This is a genomic window from Actinocorallia sp. A-T 12471, assembly GCF_033875155.1.
Classification (GTDB): domain Bacteria; phylum Actinomycetota; class Actinomycetes; order Streptosporangiales; family Streptosporangiaceae; genus Actinocorallia.
On sequence record NZ_JAWZTE010000001.1, the window covers coordinates 791,171 to 808,285 of the forward strand.

Consider the following 17,115-nt stretch of genomic DNA (forward strand, 5'->3'; position numbering starts at 1 on the left):
TCTGTCGGTGCCGCGTTCTAGGGTCGGGACATGACCGAGACCGTGCCCGACAAGCCGAGAACGCGGGACCGCGCGACGCCCGCCGACCTGATGCCCGTGGCCCACGAGCTGTCCGCCGACCAGGCGCGGCGGATCGCGCTGCGGGCGCAGGGCCTGATGGGCACCCCGGACAGACGCGCGGGCGTGCCCGGCGTGCTGCGTTCGCTCGGCGCGGTCCAGCTCGACACGATCTCGGTGCTGGCCCGCTCCCACGAGCTGATCCCCTACGCGCGCCTCGGGCCGGTCGGCCGCGCCTCGGTCGAGTCGGCCTACTGGGACGGGTCGGCGTTCGAGTACTGGTCGCACGCCGCGTGCGTGATCCCGATGGAGCTGTGGCCGCTGTACTCCTTCCGGCGGCGCGCGTACGTGGCGCGCGGCCACCGCTGGCACCGCCTGGAGGATCTCGACGGCGCGGCCCGCAAGCTGCTCGACAGGCTGCGCGACGAGGGCCCGATGACGTCCGGCGACTTCGGCGGCGCGAAGAAGGGCGGCCCGTGGTGGGACTGGTCGGAGTCCAAGGTCGCGATGGAGTGGCTGCTGGACATCGGCGAGGTGGCCTGTGTGGAGCGCAGGGGCTGGCGGCGGGTGTACGACGTGGCGTCCCGGGTCGTCCCGGCCGAGCTGCTGGACGCCGCGCCGGACGACGCCACGTGCCTGACGGAGCTGGTCCGCCTTGCGGGCCGTGCCCTGGGCGTCGCGACGGTGAAGGACCTCGCCGACTACCACCGGCTGCGCCTGGCCGAGGTGCGCGGCGTGCTGGAGGCGTCGGGGCTCGTGCCGGTGCAGGTGGCGGGCTGGAAGGATCCGGCCTTCGCCGACCCGGCGGCGCTGGAGTCCGAGCCGCGCGGCAGGCACCGCACGACGCTGCTGTCGCCGTTCGACTCCCTGGTGTGGGACAGGGCGCGCACCGCGCGGATCTTCGGCTTCACCCACCGGCTGGAGGCGTACACCCCGAAGAAGGACAGGGTGCACGGCTACTTCGCGATGCCGCTGCTCACCGGGGGCAGGCTCGTCGGACGGGTGGATCCGGCGCGCGAGGGGAGCACGCTGGTGGCCAGGCGCGTCACGCTGGACTCGGCGCGGCACGCCGAGGCTGCGGCGCGGGCGCTGGCCGAGGCCGCCAGGTGGGTGGGGTGCGCGGAGGTGCGGGTGGAGCAGGTGGTGCCGCAGGAGTTCGCTCCGTTGCTGCACAGGTTGTCAAAAGCGGACGAACCAGGGCCTGTCGATCTACCTCACCGGTGAGTAACATCCGGAGCCATCGCATCGTTACCCTACGGTCCGGTAAGTACGCGGCACCCCCCGTGGACCCCACTCCCTGCACTTGCGGAAGGACCTGTCGATGACCTCGTGGCTCCGGGACTGGCTTGACGAGCCCCACCCCGATCGCGGCGTGTACCTGGCGACCGAGGAGGGCGCCTGGGACTACCGCTCCTACCCGGAGATCGCCGCGTCCGCCAAGCGGGTCGCCGCCGCGCTCGAGGCCGAGGGCGTCGGCACCGGCGACGTGGTGTGCGCGATCATCCCGACGGACTACGAGCTCATCCACACCTACTTCGGGGTGTGGGCGTCCGGCGCGGTGATGTGCCTGATCACGCCGCCGCTGTTCCAGACCGGCGACGAGTACGTCGAGCACGTCGCGGCGATCCTGCGGCAGGCCAAGCCCAAGCTGACGATCGCCTCGCCCGACCTTTCGCCGCTCACCAGGCAGTGCATGGAACGTGCCGGGATCGAGGGCGAGCCGTGGGTGCCGCGTGAGGCCGACAAGGAGGCCGAGCTCAAGCCCGCCTCGGAGCTGGCGCTGCTGCAGTTCACCTCGGGCTCGAGCGGGGAGCCGCGCGGCGTGCGCGTCACGTGGGAGAACCTCGAGGCCAACACCGACCTCATCGCGCGGTTCGCCGAGTTCGAGGACGGCGACGAGGTCAACTCGTGGCTGCCGCTCTACCACGACATGGGCCTGATCGGCGCGTTCCTCACCCCGGTCACCCGGCAGGGCACGCTGCACCTGATGCGGCCCGACCAGTGGATTCGCGACCCCAAGCGCTGGCTCGACCGCTTCAGCCGCGCCCAGTTCGCCGGGTGCCCGCCGTTCGCGTTCACCTACATGGCGCGCCGGCTGAAGAAGGACCAGCTCGAAGGGCTCGACCTGTCCGGCTGGAAGAGCGTCATCGTGGGGGCAGAGCCGGTCGATCCGGCGGGTCTCGCGGCGTTCGCCGAGCTGCTGAAGGACACCGGGTTCCGGCCGACGGTCTTCCGGCCCGCGTACGGCATGGCCGAGACCACGCTGTGCGTCACCATGTTCGACGGCAGCCAGTCGCCGCTCGCGGTCCGTCCCGATCCCGACTCGCTGAACTTCGGCGAACTCGTCAGGATCGCCGACGAGCACCGCGTGGGCCCCGCGTCGCTCGGCGACAAGGCGGGCTGGATGGTCGGCTGCGGCGCGCCCGACCCCGCGCTGCCGGTCCGCATCTGCGACGAGCACGGCAAGCCGCTCCCCGAGGGACATCTCGGCGAGATCGTCGCGGGCGGCGCGTCGGCGTGCGACGGCTACTACGCGGGCGCGGAGGGCAAGTCCACCCGCTTCACCGACGGCGAGGTCTGGACGGGCGACGCGGGCTTCCTCTACAAGGGCCAGCTGTTCGTGCTCGGCAGGATGGGCGACAGCCTCAAGGTGCGCGGCCGCTCGGTCTACGTGGAGGACCTCGAGGCCAAGCTGTCGGAGGTGACCGGCCTGCACAAGGGCAGGATCACCGTCGTCGCGGTGCCGGGCGTCGGCAGCCGCGGCGTCGCGCTGTTCGTGGAGGCCGACGAGGGCGACTGGACCGCCGAGGCGCGCAGGTTCCTGTCCCGTCGGCTCGACGACGCCGACCTGACGATCGTCACCGGCCCGCGCGGCCTCATCGAGCGGACGTCGTCGGGCAAGCCGCGCCGCCGCTACATGTACGAGCGGCTGCGCGCGGGCACCCTCGACGGCATCCGCGTCCTCGCCTGACCGGCGCGTGTCACGGGCGTCCTTCGGCCAAGCCGTCGGACGCCCGCGGCATGTGCGCCTAGAGTGAGGGAAAGGGCCTCCTCCGGTACTTGACCCCGCGTACGTTGTAAGTCAAGACTTACCACGTACGGCGTACGTCAGCAGGAGGTAGGAACATCATGGCCTTGCTCGCGCCCGCACCCGAGGGGACCGGCCTCAAGCCTGTCCCCGGTGAACCGGGCCTGCCCTATCTCGGATTCATCCTCCAGCAGACGCGCGACCCCGTCGGCTTCGCCAAGGGCCGCCGCGCGAAGTTCGGCGACGTGTCCTGGAACAACTTCCTCGGCCGCCGCGTCGTCACCCTTCAGGGCCCAGAGGCCGTCCGCGAGGTGCTCGCCAACAAGGACAAGGCGTTCGCCAACGGCCCGGCCTGGGGCTTCTTCATCGGCCCGTTCTTCGAACGCGGCATCATGCTGCTCGACTTCGACGAGCACCTGCACCACCGCCGCATCATGCAGCAGGCGTTCACCCGCGACAGGCTCGTGTCCTACCTCGACATGATGGCCCCCGAGGTCGCGCGCGGCATCGCCGGGTGGCGGCCAGGCCCGTTCGAGGTGCTGCCGCACATGAAGAAGCTGACGCTCGACCTCGCCCTCGAGGTCTTCGTCGGCGTCCAGCTCGACCCGCGCGAGCGCGACGAGGTGAACACCGCGTTCGTGGACGCGGTCCGCGCGGGCCTGTCGATCGTCCGCTTCCCCGTCCCCGGGCTGCGCTGGAGCCGAGGGCTCAAGGCGCGCAAGAAGCTCGAGTCCTTCTTCTACAGGAACATCGCCGCCAAGCGCGCGGAAGGCGGCGACGACCTCTTCGCCGCCCTGTGCGCCGCCGAGACCGACGACGGCCACCGCTTCAGCGACGCCGACGTCGTCAACCACATGATCTTCGCGCTGATGGCCGCGCACGACACCACGACCATCACCATGACGTCGATGGCGTACTACCTCGCCAAGCACCCCGAGTGGCAGGAACGCTGCCGCGCGCAGTCGCGCGCGCTCGGCAAGGACCGGGTGGAGTTCGCCGACCTCGACGCGCTCACCGACCTCGACCTGGTGATGAAGGAGGCGCTGCGGTTGTGCTCCCCGGTGCCGGGCCTGCCGCGCGTCGCCGTCAAGGACACCCAGGTCCTCGGGTTCCACATCCCCGAGGGCACGATGGTGAACCTCGCGACCTTCACCAACCATTACATAGACGAGTTCTGGCCCGACCCGCAGCGCTTCGACCCCGAGCGGTTCGCGCCCGACCGCCGCGAGGACAAGGTGCACCAGTACGCCTGGCACCCCTTCGGCGGCGGCGTGCACAAGTGCATCGGGCTGTACTTCGCCGGGATGCAGGTCAAGTCGATCCTGCACCAGGTGCTCCTGAACTACTCCTGGAGCGTGCCGGACGGCTACACCTGGCCGCTCGACATGACGACCCTCCCCGTCCCCAAGGACGGACTCCCCGTGAAACTGGAGCGTGTGCTGTGATCGTCGCCATCACCGGGGCCGCGCGCGGCATCGGACTCGCCACCGCCAAGGCGTTCAAGGCCAAGGGCGCGACAGTCGTCATCGGGGACGTCGATGAGGAGGCGGTGGCCAAGGCCGCCGAGGAGATCGGGGTCAAGGGAGTCCGCCTCGACGTCACCGACCGCGCCTCGTTCGAGGCGTTCCTCGCCGAAGCGGGCGACTACCGCGTGCTCGTCAACAACGCGGGCATCATGCCGATCGGGCCGGTCCTCGAGGAGTCCGACGCCGACGCGCGCCGCTGCATCGACGTCAACGTGCACGGGGTGATGCTCGGCACGAAGCTCGCCCTCGCCAAGTTCGTGGCGGACGGGCGCGGCCACGTCGTCAACGTGGCGTCGATCGCGGGCATCCTCCCGACGCCGGGCCTCGCGCTGTACAACGGCAGCAAGGGCGCGGTCCTCATGTTCACCGAGGCGGCGCGGCTGGAGGTCGCCAAGCACGGCGTGCACGTGAGCGCGGTGCTGCCGACGTTCACCAACACCGAGCTCGTCGCGGGGACGCGCAGCCCGAAGGGGCAGAAGAACGCAGAGCCCGAGGACATCGCGGCTGCCGTCGTCGCGCTGATCGCGCGGCCGAAGCCGCGGGTGACCGTGCCCGCGAAGTTCGGGCCGCAGCTGAGGTTCGCGAGCCTGCTGCCGCAGGCGGTCCAGGACAGGCTGAACGCGCGCCTCGGCCTCGACACCATCTTCCTCGACTTCGACGAGTCGGCTCGCAAGGGCTACGACGCCCGCATCCGCTCGTGACCCGGCCCCCGGAGGCCGCGCCGCGGCCTCCGGGACCGCAGGTTCGGACGAACCCGCCCGGAAAGGGACAGACCGCTTTCGGTCGTTCAGGATCGTTACGACAGCTTAATTTTCGCTCGGACGGAGCCGCGACAGGCGGCGCGCAGATGGTGGTTTCCCGTGCTGACGCCTGTTCTGTCGGCTCTGTCGTACCAGCGTGCTCGCGGGTGTTAACGAATTGTTCGCGGCAACCAAGATCGTCTCTGGCTGTAACATACGTTTCATCCGAATGACGGAGTCTGATTGGGTAGGGATTCGCCCTAAACTCGCAACGTGAGTGAAGATCGGCCGGTTTTCGTTGACGGTAGCGGCAGACGCCGCCGCCTCCTGCGCATCGGGGGCATCGTCCTGAGCGTCCTCGTGCTCGGCTACGTCGCCGTTCTCGCGGTCAGCGTGGCCGTGCGCTCCGATGTGCCGATGAAGACCTGGGTGCTTCCGGAGGAGCCCACCGAGAGCCCCAAGGGCAAGACCCCCACCGAAGCGCCGCCGACGCCGGAGGCGCGCAGGGTCCCCGACGGCCAGCGCAACGGCCAGGGCGGCCAGAACCCGCAGCGGCCCGACGACGACACCCCGCAGGACAAGCCGTCGTCGCAGACGCCGCAGAGCGGATCCCCCAAACCCGCGACGCCCCGGCCGGTCGAGACCGATACGGCACAGCCGAAACCGGACCCCGAGCCGGAACCCGATCCCGAGCCAGAACCCGAGCCGGTCGATCCCGTCGACCCCGTCGAAGAACCCCCGGTGGGCGCACAGAGATGAAACACCGCGAACCCCGAGCCCACTGGTTCCTCATCGGGCTCGGCTCCTTCCTGCTCGCGCTGCTGCTGCTGTTCGACGGGTTCGTGCAGGGCGTCGTCGGCGAGACCAAGGACACCGAGGCGGCGGGCGGCGGCATGCTCGGCCCCGCCGAGGTCACCCAGGGCGGCCCGGTCGTCAACACGGGCCAGGGCACCACCCAGTCCGCGCGGATGCCGGACAAGACGATCGCCCTGACCTTCGACGACGGCCCCGACCCCGAGTGGACCCCGCAGATCCTCGACGTGCTCGCCCAGTACGACGCCAAGGCGAGCTTCTTCATGATCGGCGGCCATGTCTCCGAGCACCCCGACCTCGCCCGCAGGGTGCTCGCCGAGGGCCACGAGATCGGCAACCACACCTACTCGCACGTCGACCTCGCGTCCTCGCCCGAATGGCGGATCAAGCTCGAACTGAGCCTCACCCAGCGCGCGCTGGCCGGCGCGCTCGGCGTGAAGACGCGGCTCATGCGCATGCCGTACTCCGGCAGCGCGGGCGGCGCGACCGAGGGCCAGTGGCGGGCCGCGCAGATCGCCGGCGCGGAAGGCTACATCGTGGTCTTCACCGACCGCGACACCCGGGACTGGGAACGGCCCGGGGTGCAGTTCATGGTGGACGAGACGCTGAAGAACACCGACTCCGGTGAAGGCGCGATCATCATGCTGCACGACTCCGGCGGCGACCGGACGCAGACCGTGCAGGCGCTGAAGGAGTTCATCCCGATCCTCCAGGCCAAGGGCTACCGCTTCACCACGCTCGCCGAGGCCCTTGAGCTGCCGCGCGCGGAGGTGCCCGCGTCCGTCCGGAGCCAGGCCGCGGGCAAGCTGATCGTCAACAGCCAGCGGGTCGCGCACTTCGCCGTCGACGTCCTCGGCGTGCTGTTCCTCATCGGCGGCGCGCTCGGGCTCATCCGCATCTTCCTGCTGATGGTCATCGCCGTGCGGCACGCCCGCACGACACGTCGCGCGCGCAAGGCGCCCGGCATGGACGACGATCCGCCCTCGTTGACCGTCATCGTCCCGGCGTTCAACGAGGAGATAGGGATCGCGGCGACTATCTCGTCGCTGCGGGACACCGACTTCGCGGGCGACCTGCGGATCATCGTCGTCGACGACGGGTCGACCGACCGGACCGCCGAGATCGTCAGGGAACTCGCCGACTCCAAGCTCACGCTGATCACCAAGGACAACGGCGGCAAACCGTCCGCGCTGAACGCGGGGATCACCCACGCCACCAGCGAGATCGTCGTCATGGTCGACGGCGACACGGTCTTCCAGCGCGACACGCTGCGCAAGATCGTCAGACCGTTCCGCGACCCGCGCGTCGGCGCGGTCAGCGGCAACGCCAAGGTCGCCAACCGGCGCGGCATCCTCGGCCGCTGGCAGCACATCGAGTACGTCATCGGCTTCAACCTCGACCGCCGCATGTTCGACGTGTTCGACTGCATGCCGACCGTGCCCGGCGCGATCGGCGCGTTCCGGCTCGCCGCGCTGAAGAAGACCGGCGGCGTCAGCGAGGACACCCTCGCCGAGGACACCGACCTCACCATGGCGATCAACCGCGCCGGATACCGCGTCGCCTACGAGGAGTCGGCGATCGCGTGGACCGAAGCGCCCGCGTCGCTCAGCCAGCTGTGGCGACAGCGGTACCGGTGGTGCTACGGCACGATGCAGGCGATGTGGAAGCACAAGTCGTGGTTCCGCGAGAAGAACGGCAGGCTGTGCCTGTCCTACCTCACGCTGTTCCAGGTCTTCTTCCCGCTGCTCGCCCCCGCCGTCGACGTGTTCGCGCTGCACGCGCTGCTGTTCGGCGACCGCAAGCAGATCGCGGTCATCTGGCTCGTGTTCATCGGCGTCCAGGTTCTCGGCGGCGCGCTCGCGCTGATCCTCGACAAGGAGAAGCTGACGCCGCTGTGGGCGGTGCCGCTCCAGCAGCTCGTCTACCGCCAGCTCATGTACCTGATCGTCATCCAGTCGCTCGCGACCGCCGTGCTCGGCTCGCGGATGCGCTGGCAGACGATCCAGCGCGCGGGCACGTTCAACGAGCCTGGCGCGGTCGTGCCGATGGTCGTCACCGACACCGGGCCGATCTCGGTGCCGATGGAGTTCCGCAAGCCCAAGTCCGAGCCGGACGCCGCCGTCAAGGTGGCGGGGACGCTGAACGAGCCCGTCGCCCCGGCCGTCCCGGCCCCGAGGGCCGAGCCCGTCGCGTCGGCGGAGCCGAAGGACGACGTCGTGTCCGCCTGGGCCGCCGAACTGAAGGGCGAGCCCGCCGCGCCCGCTTGGTCGAGGGAGCCGAGGGACGAGCCCGTCGCGTCGGCGTGGTCCGCCGAGGCCACGGACGAGCCGGTCGCGTCGGCCTGGTCGGGCGAGCCGAAGGACGAGCCTGTCGCGTCCGCGTGGTCCGGGGATCCGGACGAGCCCGTGGCGTCGGCGTGGTCCAGCGAGCCGAAGGACGAGCCTGTCGCGTCCGCGTGGTCCGGGGATCCGGACGAGCCCGTGGCGTCGGCGTGGTCCAGCGAGGCGAAGGACGAGCCCGTGGCGTCCGCGTGGTCCAGCGAGGCGAGGGACGAGCCTGTGGCGTCCGCGTGGCGTGCGGATCGGGCCGAGCCCGCGCCGCGCGACGACGACCCGACCCGGACCCTCCTCGACGCCACCTCCGCGTTCCCGCTCCCGGTCCCCAAGGACCGCCCGGCCGACCCCGCGCCGGAGGAGGAGCCCCCGCCCGCCCTCACGACCGCCGTCGACGTCCCCAGGCCCACGAGCGCCGCCGACGACCCCTACCCCTACGCGACCCACCTTGACGACGGCCCCGCCGCCCGCGCCTGGTGGGAGGACGACACCCCCGACGAGCCCGAGCCCGCCGACCCGAGGCCCTGGTGGGAACAGGACACCCCGCTCCCCGCCACCCCGACCGTCCCGACGCCTGAGGTCGCGACCGTCGCCGACGCCGACCCGTCCGACGAGGACGCCGAGTGGACCCCCCTCGACCCGGCCGCCTCCCAGACCGACGTGACAGTCGCCCTTTCCACGACGTGGCTTGAGGACTCCTCGAACCCCGAGGACCCCGTCTCCGAGCCCCTGGAAGGTTCCGACGCCGCCTCCGCCGCGTCCCTGACGGACCCCGAGCCATCGGACGCGCCGGAGGAGCCGGACGGCTTCCAGCCGCCGGAGGAGCCCACGGACCCCGAGGCCGACCCCGACGGCGATCAGGAGCCGACCGACCTGACGGACTCCGCGGAAGCGCTGGAGTCAGAGGACGCGGAGACCTCCCCGGAGGACGAGCCATCGCCGTCCGGCCTGTTGACTTCTCTGGAGGATGAGCCCGAGCCGTCCGGCCTGCCGGAGCCCGAGCCGTCGGAGAAGCCCGAGGAGCCGGACGGCGTCGACCGCCCGGATGAGCCGGTCGGCACCGGGCCCGTGCGCCTGCCCGAGCCCCGCCGGGGCTCAGTGGTCATGGCGGCGGCACGCCCCACGACCACGAAGCCCGACCCCGACAACGAACCCGACCACACGAGCTGACGCCCCCGCAGCGAACCCGCTCGCGCTCGCGGGCGGGTTCGCTGCGTTGAGCGGCGGGTGCGGTCAGCGGCGTTCCTGGAGGCCGGAGATCAGGGCGAAGGCGCTGCCCTGGGGGTCGCGGACGGTGACGAGGCGGCCCGCGGGGCTGTCCACGAAGGGTCCGGTCTGTTCGGCGCCCAGGTCCTTGGCGAGCTTCAGGGAGGCGTCGACGTCGTCGACGGCGAAGTAGACGAGCCAGTGGGGCGGCACGTCGGGCGGCAGGTCGGGCGGGATCGGCATCATGCCGCCGATGGTGTTGCCGCCGCTCTTCCACTCGGTGTAGTAGGCGTCGCCGCTGGTCTCCCAGCCGAAGACCTTCGGGTAGAAGGTCTGGGCGGCGGCCGGGTCGCGGGTGTTGAGCTCGTTCCACGCCCACGCGCCGGGCTCGTTGACGAGTTCCGCGCCCTTGTGGTCGAGGGCCTGCCACGCCATGAAGAAGACGCCCTCGAGGTCGGTGTACCCGGCCAGCTTGCCCGCGTTGAGCACCTGCATGGGCGGCACCTCGACGGTCCCGCCCGCCTCCCTGACCTTCTCGGTCGTGGCGTCGATGTCGTCGGTCGCCACGTAGGTGGTCCAGTGCGGCGGCGAGTCGGGGCTCATCGTCGGCGAGATCCCCGCGACGACCTTGCCGTCCAGATGGAACTGCCCGTATCCCTGCGCCTCGGGACTGGCGTCGAAGCCCGCCCGCCACCCCAGCAGCGCGTCATAGAACCGCGCGGCCGCATCGGTGTCCGGCACCGCCACATCCACCCAACACGGCGTCCCCGCCTCAAACCCACGACGATTCGACATACCCGATTCCTCACACCACCCCCCACCCCCCAAACCCCCCACCCCCACCCCTTTACCCCAACCCCCCCAACCCCATACCCCACAGTCCCTTCGGGACCGCGAGCCCAGACCCCCCCGCCCCCCACTCCCAAGCCCGCAGAGCTAAAGCCCCTCAGCCCCGCACCCGGGACCGTGAGGAACCCCCAGCCCCATGCCCTACGCTCCTGGGCCCGTAGGGCTAAAGCCCCTCAACTCCCGCACTCGGGACCGTGGGGAACCCCCAGCCCCACGCCCTACGCTCCCGGGCCCGTAGGGCTAAAGCCCTCAGCCCCCGCACTCGGGACCGTGAGGGCAACCCCCAGCCCCACGCCCCGCCGTCCCCTCCGCGACTCGCGAAAACCCCCAGCCCCCCCGCCCTACACTCCCGGGCCCGCAGGGCCAGAACCCCAGCCCCACACTCCCGGGCCCGCAGAGCTAAAGCCCCTCAGCCCCCCACTCGGGACCGTGGAGATAGCCCCCCAGCCCACGCTCTACGCTCCCGGGCCCGTAGGGCTAAAGCCCCTCACCCCCCGCACCTGGGACCGTGAGGATAACCCGCCAGCCCACGTCCTACGCTCCCGCGCCCGTAAGGCTAAAGCCCCTCACCCCCGCGCTCGGGACCGGGAGGATAACCCAGCCCACGCCCTACACTCCCGCGCCCATAGGGCTAAAGCCCCTTAGCCCCGCGCCCGGGACCGTGAGGAACCCCAGCCCCACGCCCTACGCTCCCGGGCCCGCAGGGCTGAAGCCCTTCAGCTCCCGCACTCGGGGCCGTGAGGGTAACCCCCAGCCCCATGCCCCGCCGTCCCCTCCGCGACTCGCGAAAATCCCCAGCCCCGCACGCCAGGGAGTTGATGGCGCGTCGGTCAGTGCGAGGCCCGCGTGCCGGAGCGCCGCGCGGGCGCGCACTCTTCTCCGCGCAGTTCCGAACGGGCTGCGCGGCAAGTCCGCACCGCGCAGACAGAAAGCCTCCTCCCGCCGGGGAGGGCGGGCCGCGGCCGGAGCGATTCCCCCTCCCGCAGTCCCCAAGGGACCACGGGAAACCTAGAAAGCGCGGGCCCCCACCGCAGGGGAAGGCCGGGCGCGGTCGGGGGTTCCGTCCCACAGTCCCGAAGGGACCGCGGGAAAGCGGGGCGCGCGGGCCGGGTCTTCCTCCCGCAGTGGGGAGGGCGGGGTGGGCGGACTTCTTCCCATGGTGTCGAAGGGGCTGTGGGTGAGGCCGGGGTGCGGGGGCAGGGGTCTTTTCGGGCAGTGCCGGAGGGGCTGCGCGGGGGGTTTGGGGCGTGCGGGTGGGAGCCCTTGTTCCTGCGGCGTTGGGGGCAGGAGGGCTCTTCTTTTCGCAGTCCGGATGGGCTGCGGGGAGGTTACGGGCCTAGGCGGCGGCGGCCTTGGTCGCGGAGGCGGCGTTTTTGGGAGGGGTCGAGCATGAGGTAGGCGGCGGCGGGGATGGCGATCACGCCGAGGATGAGGAGGGCGGCCAGCCAGCCGGGCAGGATCCACCAGAGGAAGATCGCGGCGGCTCCGCCGATGAGGATGGTCTTGGTTCGGGGTGCCATGGGCTCCACCTTTCCCGCTTGGTCCCTCCACACTATGCGGTGACCAGCGCGAATTCCTCCCTCACGAGAGGTAGCCCAGGACCTCCTCATGGAGGAGGCCGTTGGAGCAGACGACGCTGCCGCCCTCGGCGGTGTGCTCGCCGGACAGGGACGTGAAGGTCCCGCCCGCCTCCTCGACGATCACCTTGAGCGGCGCGATGTCCCACAGGCTGACCTCGGGTTCCGCCGAGACGTCGACGGCCCCCTCGGCGACCATCATGTGCGACCAGAAGTCGCCGAACGCCCTGGTCCGCCAGACGTTGCGGGTGAGGTCGAGGAACCCGTCGAGGCCGCCGCGCTCCTCCCAGCCGCTGAGGCTCGAGTAGGAGAACGACGCGTCCGCCAGCGAGGAGACCTTGGAGACCTGGAGGCGCTGTGCCTTGGTGAGGCTCCGCCCGGTCCACGCCCCGCCGCCCTTGGCGGCCCACCAGCGCTTGCCGAGGGCGGGGGCCGACACCAGCCCGACGACGACGTCGCCGTCCTCCATGAGCGCGATGAGGGTCGCCCAGGCCGGGACCCCGCGCACGAAGTTCTTGGTGGCGTCGATGGGGTCGACGACCCAGACGCGCTGGCTGAAGCCGCTCTTGCCGTACTCCTCGCCGATCACCGCGTCGCGGGGCCTGGCGCGCCTGAGCGTGCCCCGGATCTGCTCCTCGACCGCGCGGTCGGCGTCGCTGACGGGGGTGAGGTCGGGTTTTGTCTCCACGCGCAGGTCGAGCGCCTTGAACCGGCGCGTCGTCAGGTCGTCGGCCGCGTCCGCCAGGACGTGGGCGAGGCGGAGATCGTCAGAGTATCCATCGGCCACGACTGGAAAATCTACTGTATGCGGGGCGTCGCGGGTCGGGTCGGGTCGCTGACTCTCGGTCAAGTGGCCAGACATATCCGTACTTGTAATGGAACCGCTGTCTACTTGTGAGTAACGGACTGTTGATCAGGCCATGGTGGGACGATGGCCGCATGCCGCACGTTTTCCCCGAGTGGGTGGCCGAGCTGACCGATCCGCGCCGCGCGCGGACCCTTGAGGAGCTCGCCGACAGGCTCGTCCCGCTCGCCGAACAGGCCGTCGACGTCTCCCGCAGGCTCCAGGAGCAGCTCGCCGACCTGAATGCGCCGTTCGAGACCGACGCCCTGCGCGCGCTCGTCGACGGCCTCCAGCGCCGTGCGGAGGGCGCGTTCACGGAGGTGAACGCCGAGATCGAGGGCACCGCCCGCACCCGGATGGACCGCCTGCTGGCCAGCGAGCGCCCCGAGGGGCGCGACGCCCTGCGCGCCGAGCTGATCGAGGCCCTGACGGGACAGCAGCGGGTCGTCGCCGAACGCCTGAGCGCCTGCACGGGCACGGCGGTGCAGAACGCCGCAAAGGTCCTCCTCGACCGGACCGCCGAACTGGCCAGGTCCGTCGCGGGCCTTGTCCAGCAGGTCCTGCCCGCCGCCCAGGAGGGCCTCGCGCTCGCCGGACGCGTCTCCGGCCTCACCGGACGGGTCCGCGCCCAAGGCCGCGGCGGCGTCCCCAGGTGGATCATGACCGAGGCCGCCGAGCTCGCCGGGGTCGCCGACGAGACCCTCGCCAGGCTGGAGCTCGAATGGTCGATGACGGGCGCGCGGGCCGCCGCGGCGCGCACCGCGCTGCGCGCCGCCGAGGAGGCCGCGGTGAGCGAGGTGACGGCGGCGCTCGCTCGTGAGGTGGCCGACCTCGCGCCGGAGCACATCAGGGTGCTCGGTGATCTGGAACATCGTGTGCTGACCCGGATCGCCACGGAATCGTCGGGGGATTTGCCGGAATCAGTCCGGTAAGAGACCATGGTCCCGATTCCTTGAGACATAAGGTTCGGTGGCCCGTCCCGTGCATGATCACGTCTCCCACTTCACCTACGGCCCGGTCACCCCGGTCCTCGGGTACGTCTTCTCCGTTCTCGGCTCCATGCTCGGCCTCCAGTGCACGGCCCGCGCGCGGGCCGTCCAGAGCGTCCAGCAGCGCAGCGCCTGGCTCGTCGGCGCGGCGGTCGCGCTCGGCGGGACCGGCATCTGGGTGATGCACTTCGTCGGCATGCTCGGCTTCAGCATCCCCGGCACCCGCATCGGCTATGACGTGCCGCTCACGATCTTCAGCGCGGTGTTCGCGATCGCCGTCGTCGGCGCGGGGCTGTTCCTCGTCGGGTTCGACAGGCCGCTGCTGCCGGGCGGCGTCCTGGCCGGCTGCGGCATCGCGGTCATGCACTACACCGGCATGGCCGCCATGAACACCGGCGCGACCATCGAGTACGCGCTCGACCTGGTGATCGTCTCGGTGCTGATCGCGATCGCCGCCGCGGCCACCGCGCTGTGGTGCGCTGTCCGGCTCGACGGCTGGGCGACGATGCTCGGCGCGTCGCTGATCATGGGCGTCGCGGTCAGCGGCATGCACTACACCGGCATGGCGGCGCTGCGCGTCTCGGACGTCACCGACGTCGCCGTCGAGGGCACCGGGATGTCCCACGTGCTGCTCCCGCTGGTCGCGAGCGTCGGCCTGGTGACGGCGGTGCTGCTCGTCGTGGTCGGCGGCTCGGCGAGCAAGCGCGAGCGGGAACGCGAGAAGGAGTTCATGGACCGCCTCGACCGCCAGATGCGTCTCCTCGACTGACCCTCAGACGCCCGCTTCATCCCGGTTCGTCAGCAGTCTCCGGAAGGACTCGAGCCGCTCCGGCGAGCTGTGCCCCGCCGCGACCCAGGCGTCGAGCGCGCACGCCTCCTCGACGTGCGAGCACTGCGGCGGGCAGAGCGCCGCGCCCTCGACGAGGTCGGGGAAGCCGAGGATCAGATCTTCGGGCGGGATGTGCGCGAGCCCGAAGCTGCGCACGCCCGGCGTGTCGATGATCCAGCCGCCTTCCGGCAGTTCGAGCGCGATCGCCGACGACGAGGTGTGCCGCCCCCGCCCGGTGACCGCGTTGACGTGCCCGACGGCCCGCCCCGCGTCCGGCACGAGCGCGTTGACCAGGGTCGACTTGCCGACGCCCGAGTGCCCGACGAGCACGCTCATCCGGTCGGCCAGCAGTTCACGCAGCCCGTCGAGTTCGCCGCCCTTGCGGGTCGAGAAAGATTCGACCCCCAGCGGCTCGTAGATCGCCAGCAGCTTCTCCGGCGACGCCAGATCCGCCTTGGTCAGGCACAGCAGCGCGTCCATCCCGGCGTCCTTGGCGGCGACCAGGCACCTGTCGATCATCCCGATGCGCGGCTCGGGGTCGGCGAGCGCGGTGACGATCACCAGCTGCTCGGCGTTGGCGACGATCACCCGCTCGACGTCCTCGGTGTCGTCGGCGGTCCTGCGCAGGACCGAGGTGCGCGGCTCGACCCGGACGACCCTGGCCAGCGCGTCGGGCTGGCCTGAGACGTCGCCGACCAGGCCGACCCGGTCGCCGACCACGACGCCCTTGCGGCCGAGTTCGCGCGCCCGCATCGCGGTGACCTCGGTCCGCCTGCGCCGCGACTGCCGCACCAGCACCCGGTACCGCCCCCGGTCGACCGCGACGACGAGGCCCTCGACCGCGTCCTCGTGGGCGGGCCGCTGACGGGTGCGCGGCCGCGAGCCGCGTCCTGGCCGTACCCGGACGTCGTCCTCGTCGAGATGTTTCCAGTCGCGCGCTATGACAGCTCCAACATCCGGGTCCACAGTTCGGTGAACGTCGGGAGGGTCTTGCCCACGGTCGCGGGGTTCTCCACCTCGACGCCCGGGACGGCGAGGCCGAGGGTCGCCGCCGCCATCACCATCCGGTGGTCGTCGTAGGTGTGGAACAGGCCCCCGTGCAGCGGGCGGGGCCGGATGACGAGGCCGTCGGCGGTCTCCTCGGCGTCGCCGCCGAGCCGGGTGATCTCGGTGACGAGCGCGGCGAGCCTGTCGGTCTCGTGGCCGCGGATGTGGCCGATGCCCCGGAACCGCGACGGCGAGTCGGCGAGCGCGGCGACCATCGCCAGCACCTGGGCGAGCTCGGAGCACGCGCTGAGGTCGACGTCGACGCCGTGGATGGCCCCGGTGCCGCGCACGGTCAGTCCGCGCTCGGCCGACCAGGACACCTCGCCGCCCATCAGCGCCAGCAGGTCGCGCAGCCTGTCGCCGGGCTGGGTGGTGTGCTCCGGCCAGTGCCGCACGGTCACCTCGCCGTCGGTGACGAGGGCGGCGGCGAGGAACTGGGCGGCGTTGGAGAGGTCGGGTTCGATCTTCCACTCGCCGCCGCGCAGCGCGCCCGGCGCGACCCGCCACACGTCGGGCTCGGTCTCCACGCTCGCGCCGGCCTCGCGCAGCATCCGCACGGTCATCTCCAGGTGCGGCGCGGACGGCACGGGCGGCCCATCGTGCCGCAGTTCGACGCCCTTGCCGTAGCCGGGCGCGCTGAGCAGCAGCCCGGACACCAGCTGGGAGGAGCTCGACGCGTCCAACACCACGGTCCCGCCCGCGACCGCGCCGGTGCCGCGCAGCGTGAACGGCAGCAGCCCGCGCCCCCCGTCGTCGATCGCGACGCCGAGGTCGCGCAGCGCGCCGAGCAGCGGGCCCATCGGACGGGTGCGGGCGTGCGGGTCGCCGTCGAACGCGACGGGCCCGTCTGCGAGCGCGGCCAGCGGCGGCACAAAACGCATGACGTTGCCCGAGAGCCCGCAGTCGATCGACGCGGGCGCGGTCGGCGTGCCGGGCGAGACCCGCCACGTGGTGCCGTCCTCCTCCACCCCGATGCCCAGCGCGCGCAGGGCGGCGGCCATGAGGAGGGTGTCGCGCGAGCGCAGCGCGCCGGTGAGCACGGCGCCGTCGGGGGAGTGCGCGGCGAGGATCAGCGCGCGGTTGGTCATGGACTTGGAGCCCGGGAGCTCGACGACGGCCGAGACGGGCCCGCGCGCGACCGGAGCGGCCCACGGGGTCGTGCTGGTGGTCATGCGGCAAGCCTATCGGGGCCGCGCAGGGGGTGGATCGGGGCGGGAAAAGGACCAATGTAGGGTCGAAGCGAACCTTGGTCCTCCCCCTTTCGGAGGAGGCGCGGT

General features: G+C 71.6%; 13 protein-coding genes. 8 read left to right on the forward strand and 5 right to left on the reverse strand.

Annotation, left to right across the window (positions count from 1 at the left end):
- Window positions 1–30: 30 nt before the first annotated feature.
- The 6 genes from R9X44_RS03730 to R9X44_RS03755 all read left to right on the forward strand — a co-directional run bounded on the left by R9X44_RS03730 (window position 31) and on the right by R9X44_RS03755 (window position 9,667).
- Complete coding sequence (locus R9X44_RS03730; RefSeq protein WP_319812512.1) at window positions 31–1,281, forward strand: winged helix-turn-helix domain-containing protein; 1,251 nt, start codon at window positions 31–33, stop codon at window positions 1,279–1,281.
- A 97-nt stretch (window positions 1,282–1,378) separates the two neighbouring features.
- Window positions 1,379–3,028, forward strand: coding sequence for an AMP-binding protein (locus R9X44_RS03735; protein WP_319812513.1), 1,650 nt, complete (start codon window positions 1,379–1,381; stop codon window positions 3,026–3,028).
- Window positions 3,029–3,186: 158 nt separating this feature from the next.
- The gene (locus R9X44_RS03740; RefSeq protein ID WP_319812514.1) at window positions 3,187–4,530 is read left to right on the forward strand and encodes a cytochrome P450; all 1,344 of its coding nucleotides are present in this window, start codon (window positions 3,187–3,189) and stop codon (window positions 4,528–4,530) included.
- Window positions 4,527–5,312, forward strand: coding sequence for an SDR family oxidoreductase (locus R9X44_RS03745; protein ID WP_319812515.1), 786 nt, complete (start codon window positions 4,527–4,529; stop codon window positions 5,310–5,312). Before R9X44_RS03740 ends, R9X44_RS03745 begins: the two co-directional genes overlap by 4 nt.
- A gap of 312 nt (window positions 5,313–5,624) precedes the next feature.
- Entirely contained in the window at window positions 5,625–6,110 is a 486-nt protein-coding gene (locus R9X44_RS03750; protein WP_319812516.1) for a hypothetical protein, read from the forward strand.
- A complete protein-coding gene (locus tag R9X44_RS03755; protein WP_319812517.1) occupies window positions 6,107–9,667 on the forward strand; it encodes a polysaccharide deacetylase family protein in 3,561 nt (1,186 codons plus the stop codon). Before R9X44_RS03750 ends, R9X44_RS03755 begins: the two co-directional genes overlap by 4 nt.
- Window positions 9,668–9,730: 63 nt before the next feature.
- Here R9X44_RS03755 and R9X44_RS03760 read toward each other — a convergent pair whose 3' ends face one another.
- The 3 genes from R9X44_RS03760 to hisN all read right to left on the reverse strand — a co-directional run bounded on the left by R9X44_RS03760 (window position 9,731) and on the right by hisN (window position 12,916).
- The gene (locus R9X44_RS03760; RefSeq protein WP_319812518.1) at window positions 9,731–10,444 is read right to left on the reverse strand and encodes a VOC family protein; all 714 of its coding nucleotides are present in this window, start codon (window positions 10,442–10,444) and stop codon (window positions 9,731–9,733) included.
- Window positions 10,445–11,880: 1,436 nt separating this feature from the next.
- On the reverse strand, window positions 11,881–12,072 hold the full coding sequence (locus R9X44_RS03765; RefSeq protein WP_319812519.1) for a hypothetical protein: 192 nt from the start codon (window positions 12,070–12,072) through the stop codon (window positions 11,881–11,883).
- A gap of 61 nt (window positions 12,073–12,133) precedes the next feature.
- Window positions 12,134–12,916: a histidinol-phosphatase gene (gene hisN / locus R9X44_RS03770; protein ID WP_319812520.1), complete on the reverse strand. Its 783-nt coding sequence runs from the start codon at window positions 12,914–12,916 to the stop codon at window positions 12,134–12,136.
- Window positions 12,917–13,068: 152 nt separating this feature from the next.
- On the opposite strand from hisN, the gene R9X44_RS03775 reads away from it, so the two are divergent.
- Together R9X44_RS03775 and R9X44_RS03780 are read left to right on the forward strand one after the other, a co-directional pair.
- On the forward strand, window positions 13,069–13,905 hold the full coding sequence (locus R9X44_RS03775; protein ID WP_319812521.1) for a hypothetical protein: 837 nt from the start codon (window positions 13,069–13,071) through the stop codon (window positions 13,903–13,905).
- Window positions 13,906–13,954: 49 nt separating this feature from the next.
- Window positions 13,955–14,731: an MHYT domain-containing protein gene (locus R9X44_RS03780; protein ID WP_319812522.1), complete on the forward strand. Its 777-nt coding sequence runs from the start codon at window positions 13,955–13,957 to the stop codon at window positions 14,729–14,731.
- Window positions 14,732–14,734: 3 nt separating this feature from the next.
- Here the strand turns inward: R9X44_RS03780 and rsgA are convergent, their stop codons facing one another.
- Entirely contained in the window at window positions 14,735–15,757 is a 1,023-nt protein-coding gene (rsgA, locus tag R9X44_RS03785) for a ribosome small subunit-dependent GTPase A (protein WP_319812523.1), read from the reverse strand.
- Complete coding sequence (gene aroA, locus R9X44_RS03790) at window positions 15,730–17,010, reverse strand: 3-phosphoshikimate 1-carboxyvinyltransferase (protein WP_319812524.1); 1,281 nt, start codon at window positions 17,008–17,010, stop codon at window positions 15,730–15,732. The genes rsgA and aroA overlap by 28 nt, the downstream gene beginning before the upstream one ends.
- Window positions 17,011–17,115 lie beyond the last annotated feature (105 nt).

Coding starts and splice junctions, on each gene's coding strand:
- R9X44_RS03730 (WP_319812512.1), top strand. CDS start 31: ATGACCGAGACCGTGCCCGACAAGCCGAGAACGCGGGACCGCGCGACG.
- R9X44_RS03735 (WP_319812513.1), top strand. CDS start 1,379: ATGACCTCGTGGCTCCGGGACTGGCTTGACGAGCCCCACCCCGATCGC.
- R9X44_RS03740 (WP_319812514.1), top strand. CDS start 3,187: ATGGCCTTGCTCGCGCCCGCACCCGAGGGGACCGGCCTCAAGCCTGTC.
- R9X44_RS03755 (WP_319812517.1), top strand. CDS start 6,107: ATGAAACACCGCGAACCCCGAGCCCACTGGTTCCTCATCGGGCTCGGC.
- R9X44_RS03765 (WP_319812519.1), bottom strand. CDS start 12,072: ATGGCACCCCGAACCAAGACCATCCTCATCGGCGGAGCCGCCGCGATC.
- R9X44_RS03775 (WP_319812521.1), top strand. CDS start 13,069: ATGCCGCACGTTTTCCCCGAGTGGGTGGCCGAGCTGACCGATCCGCGC.
- aroA (WP_319812524.1), bottom strand. CDS start 17,010: ATGACCACCAGCACGACCCCGTGGGCCGCTCCGGTCGCGCGCGGGCCC.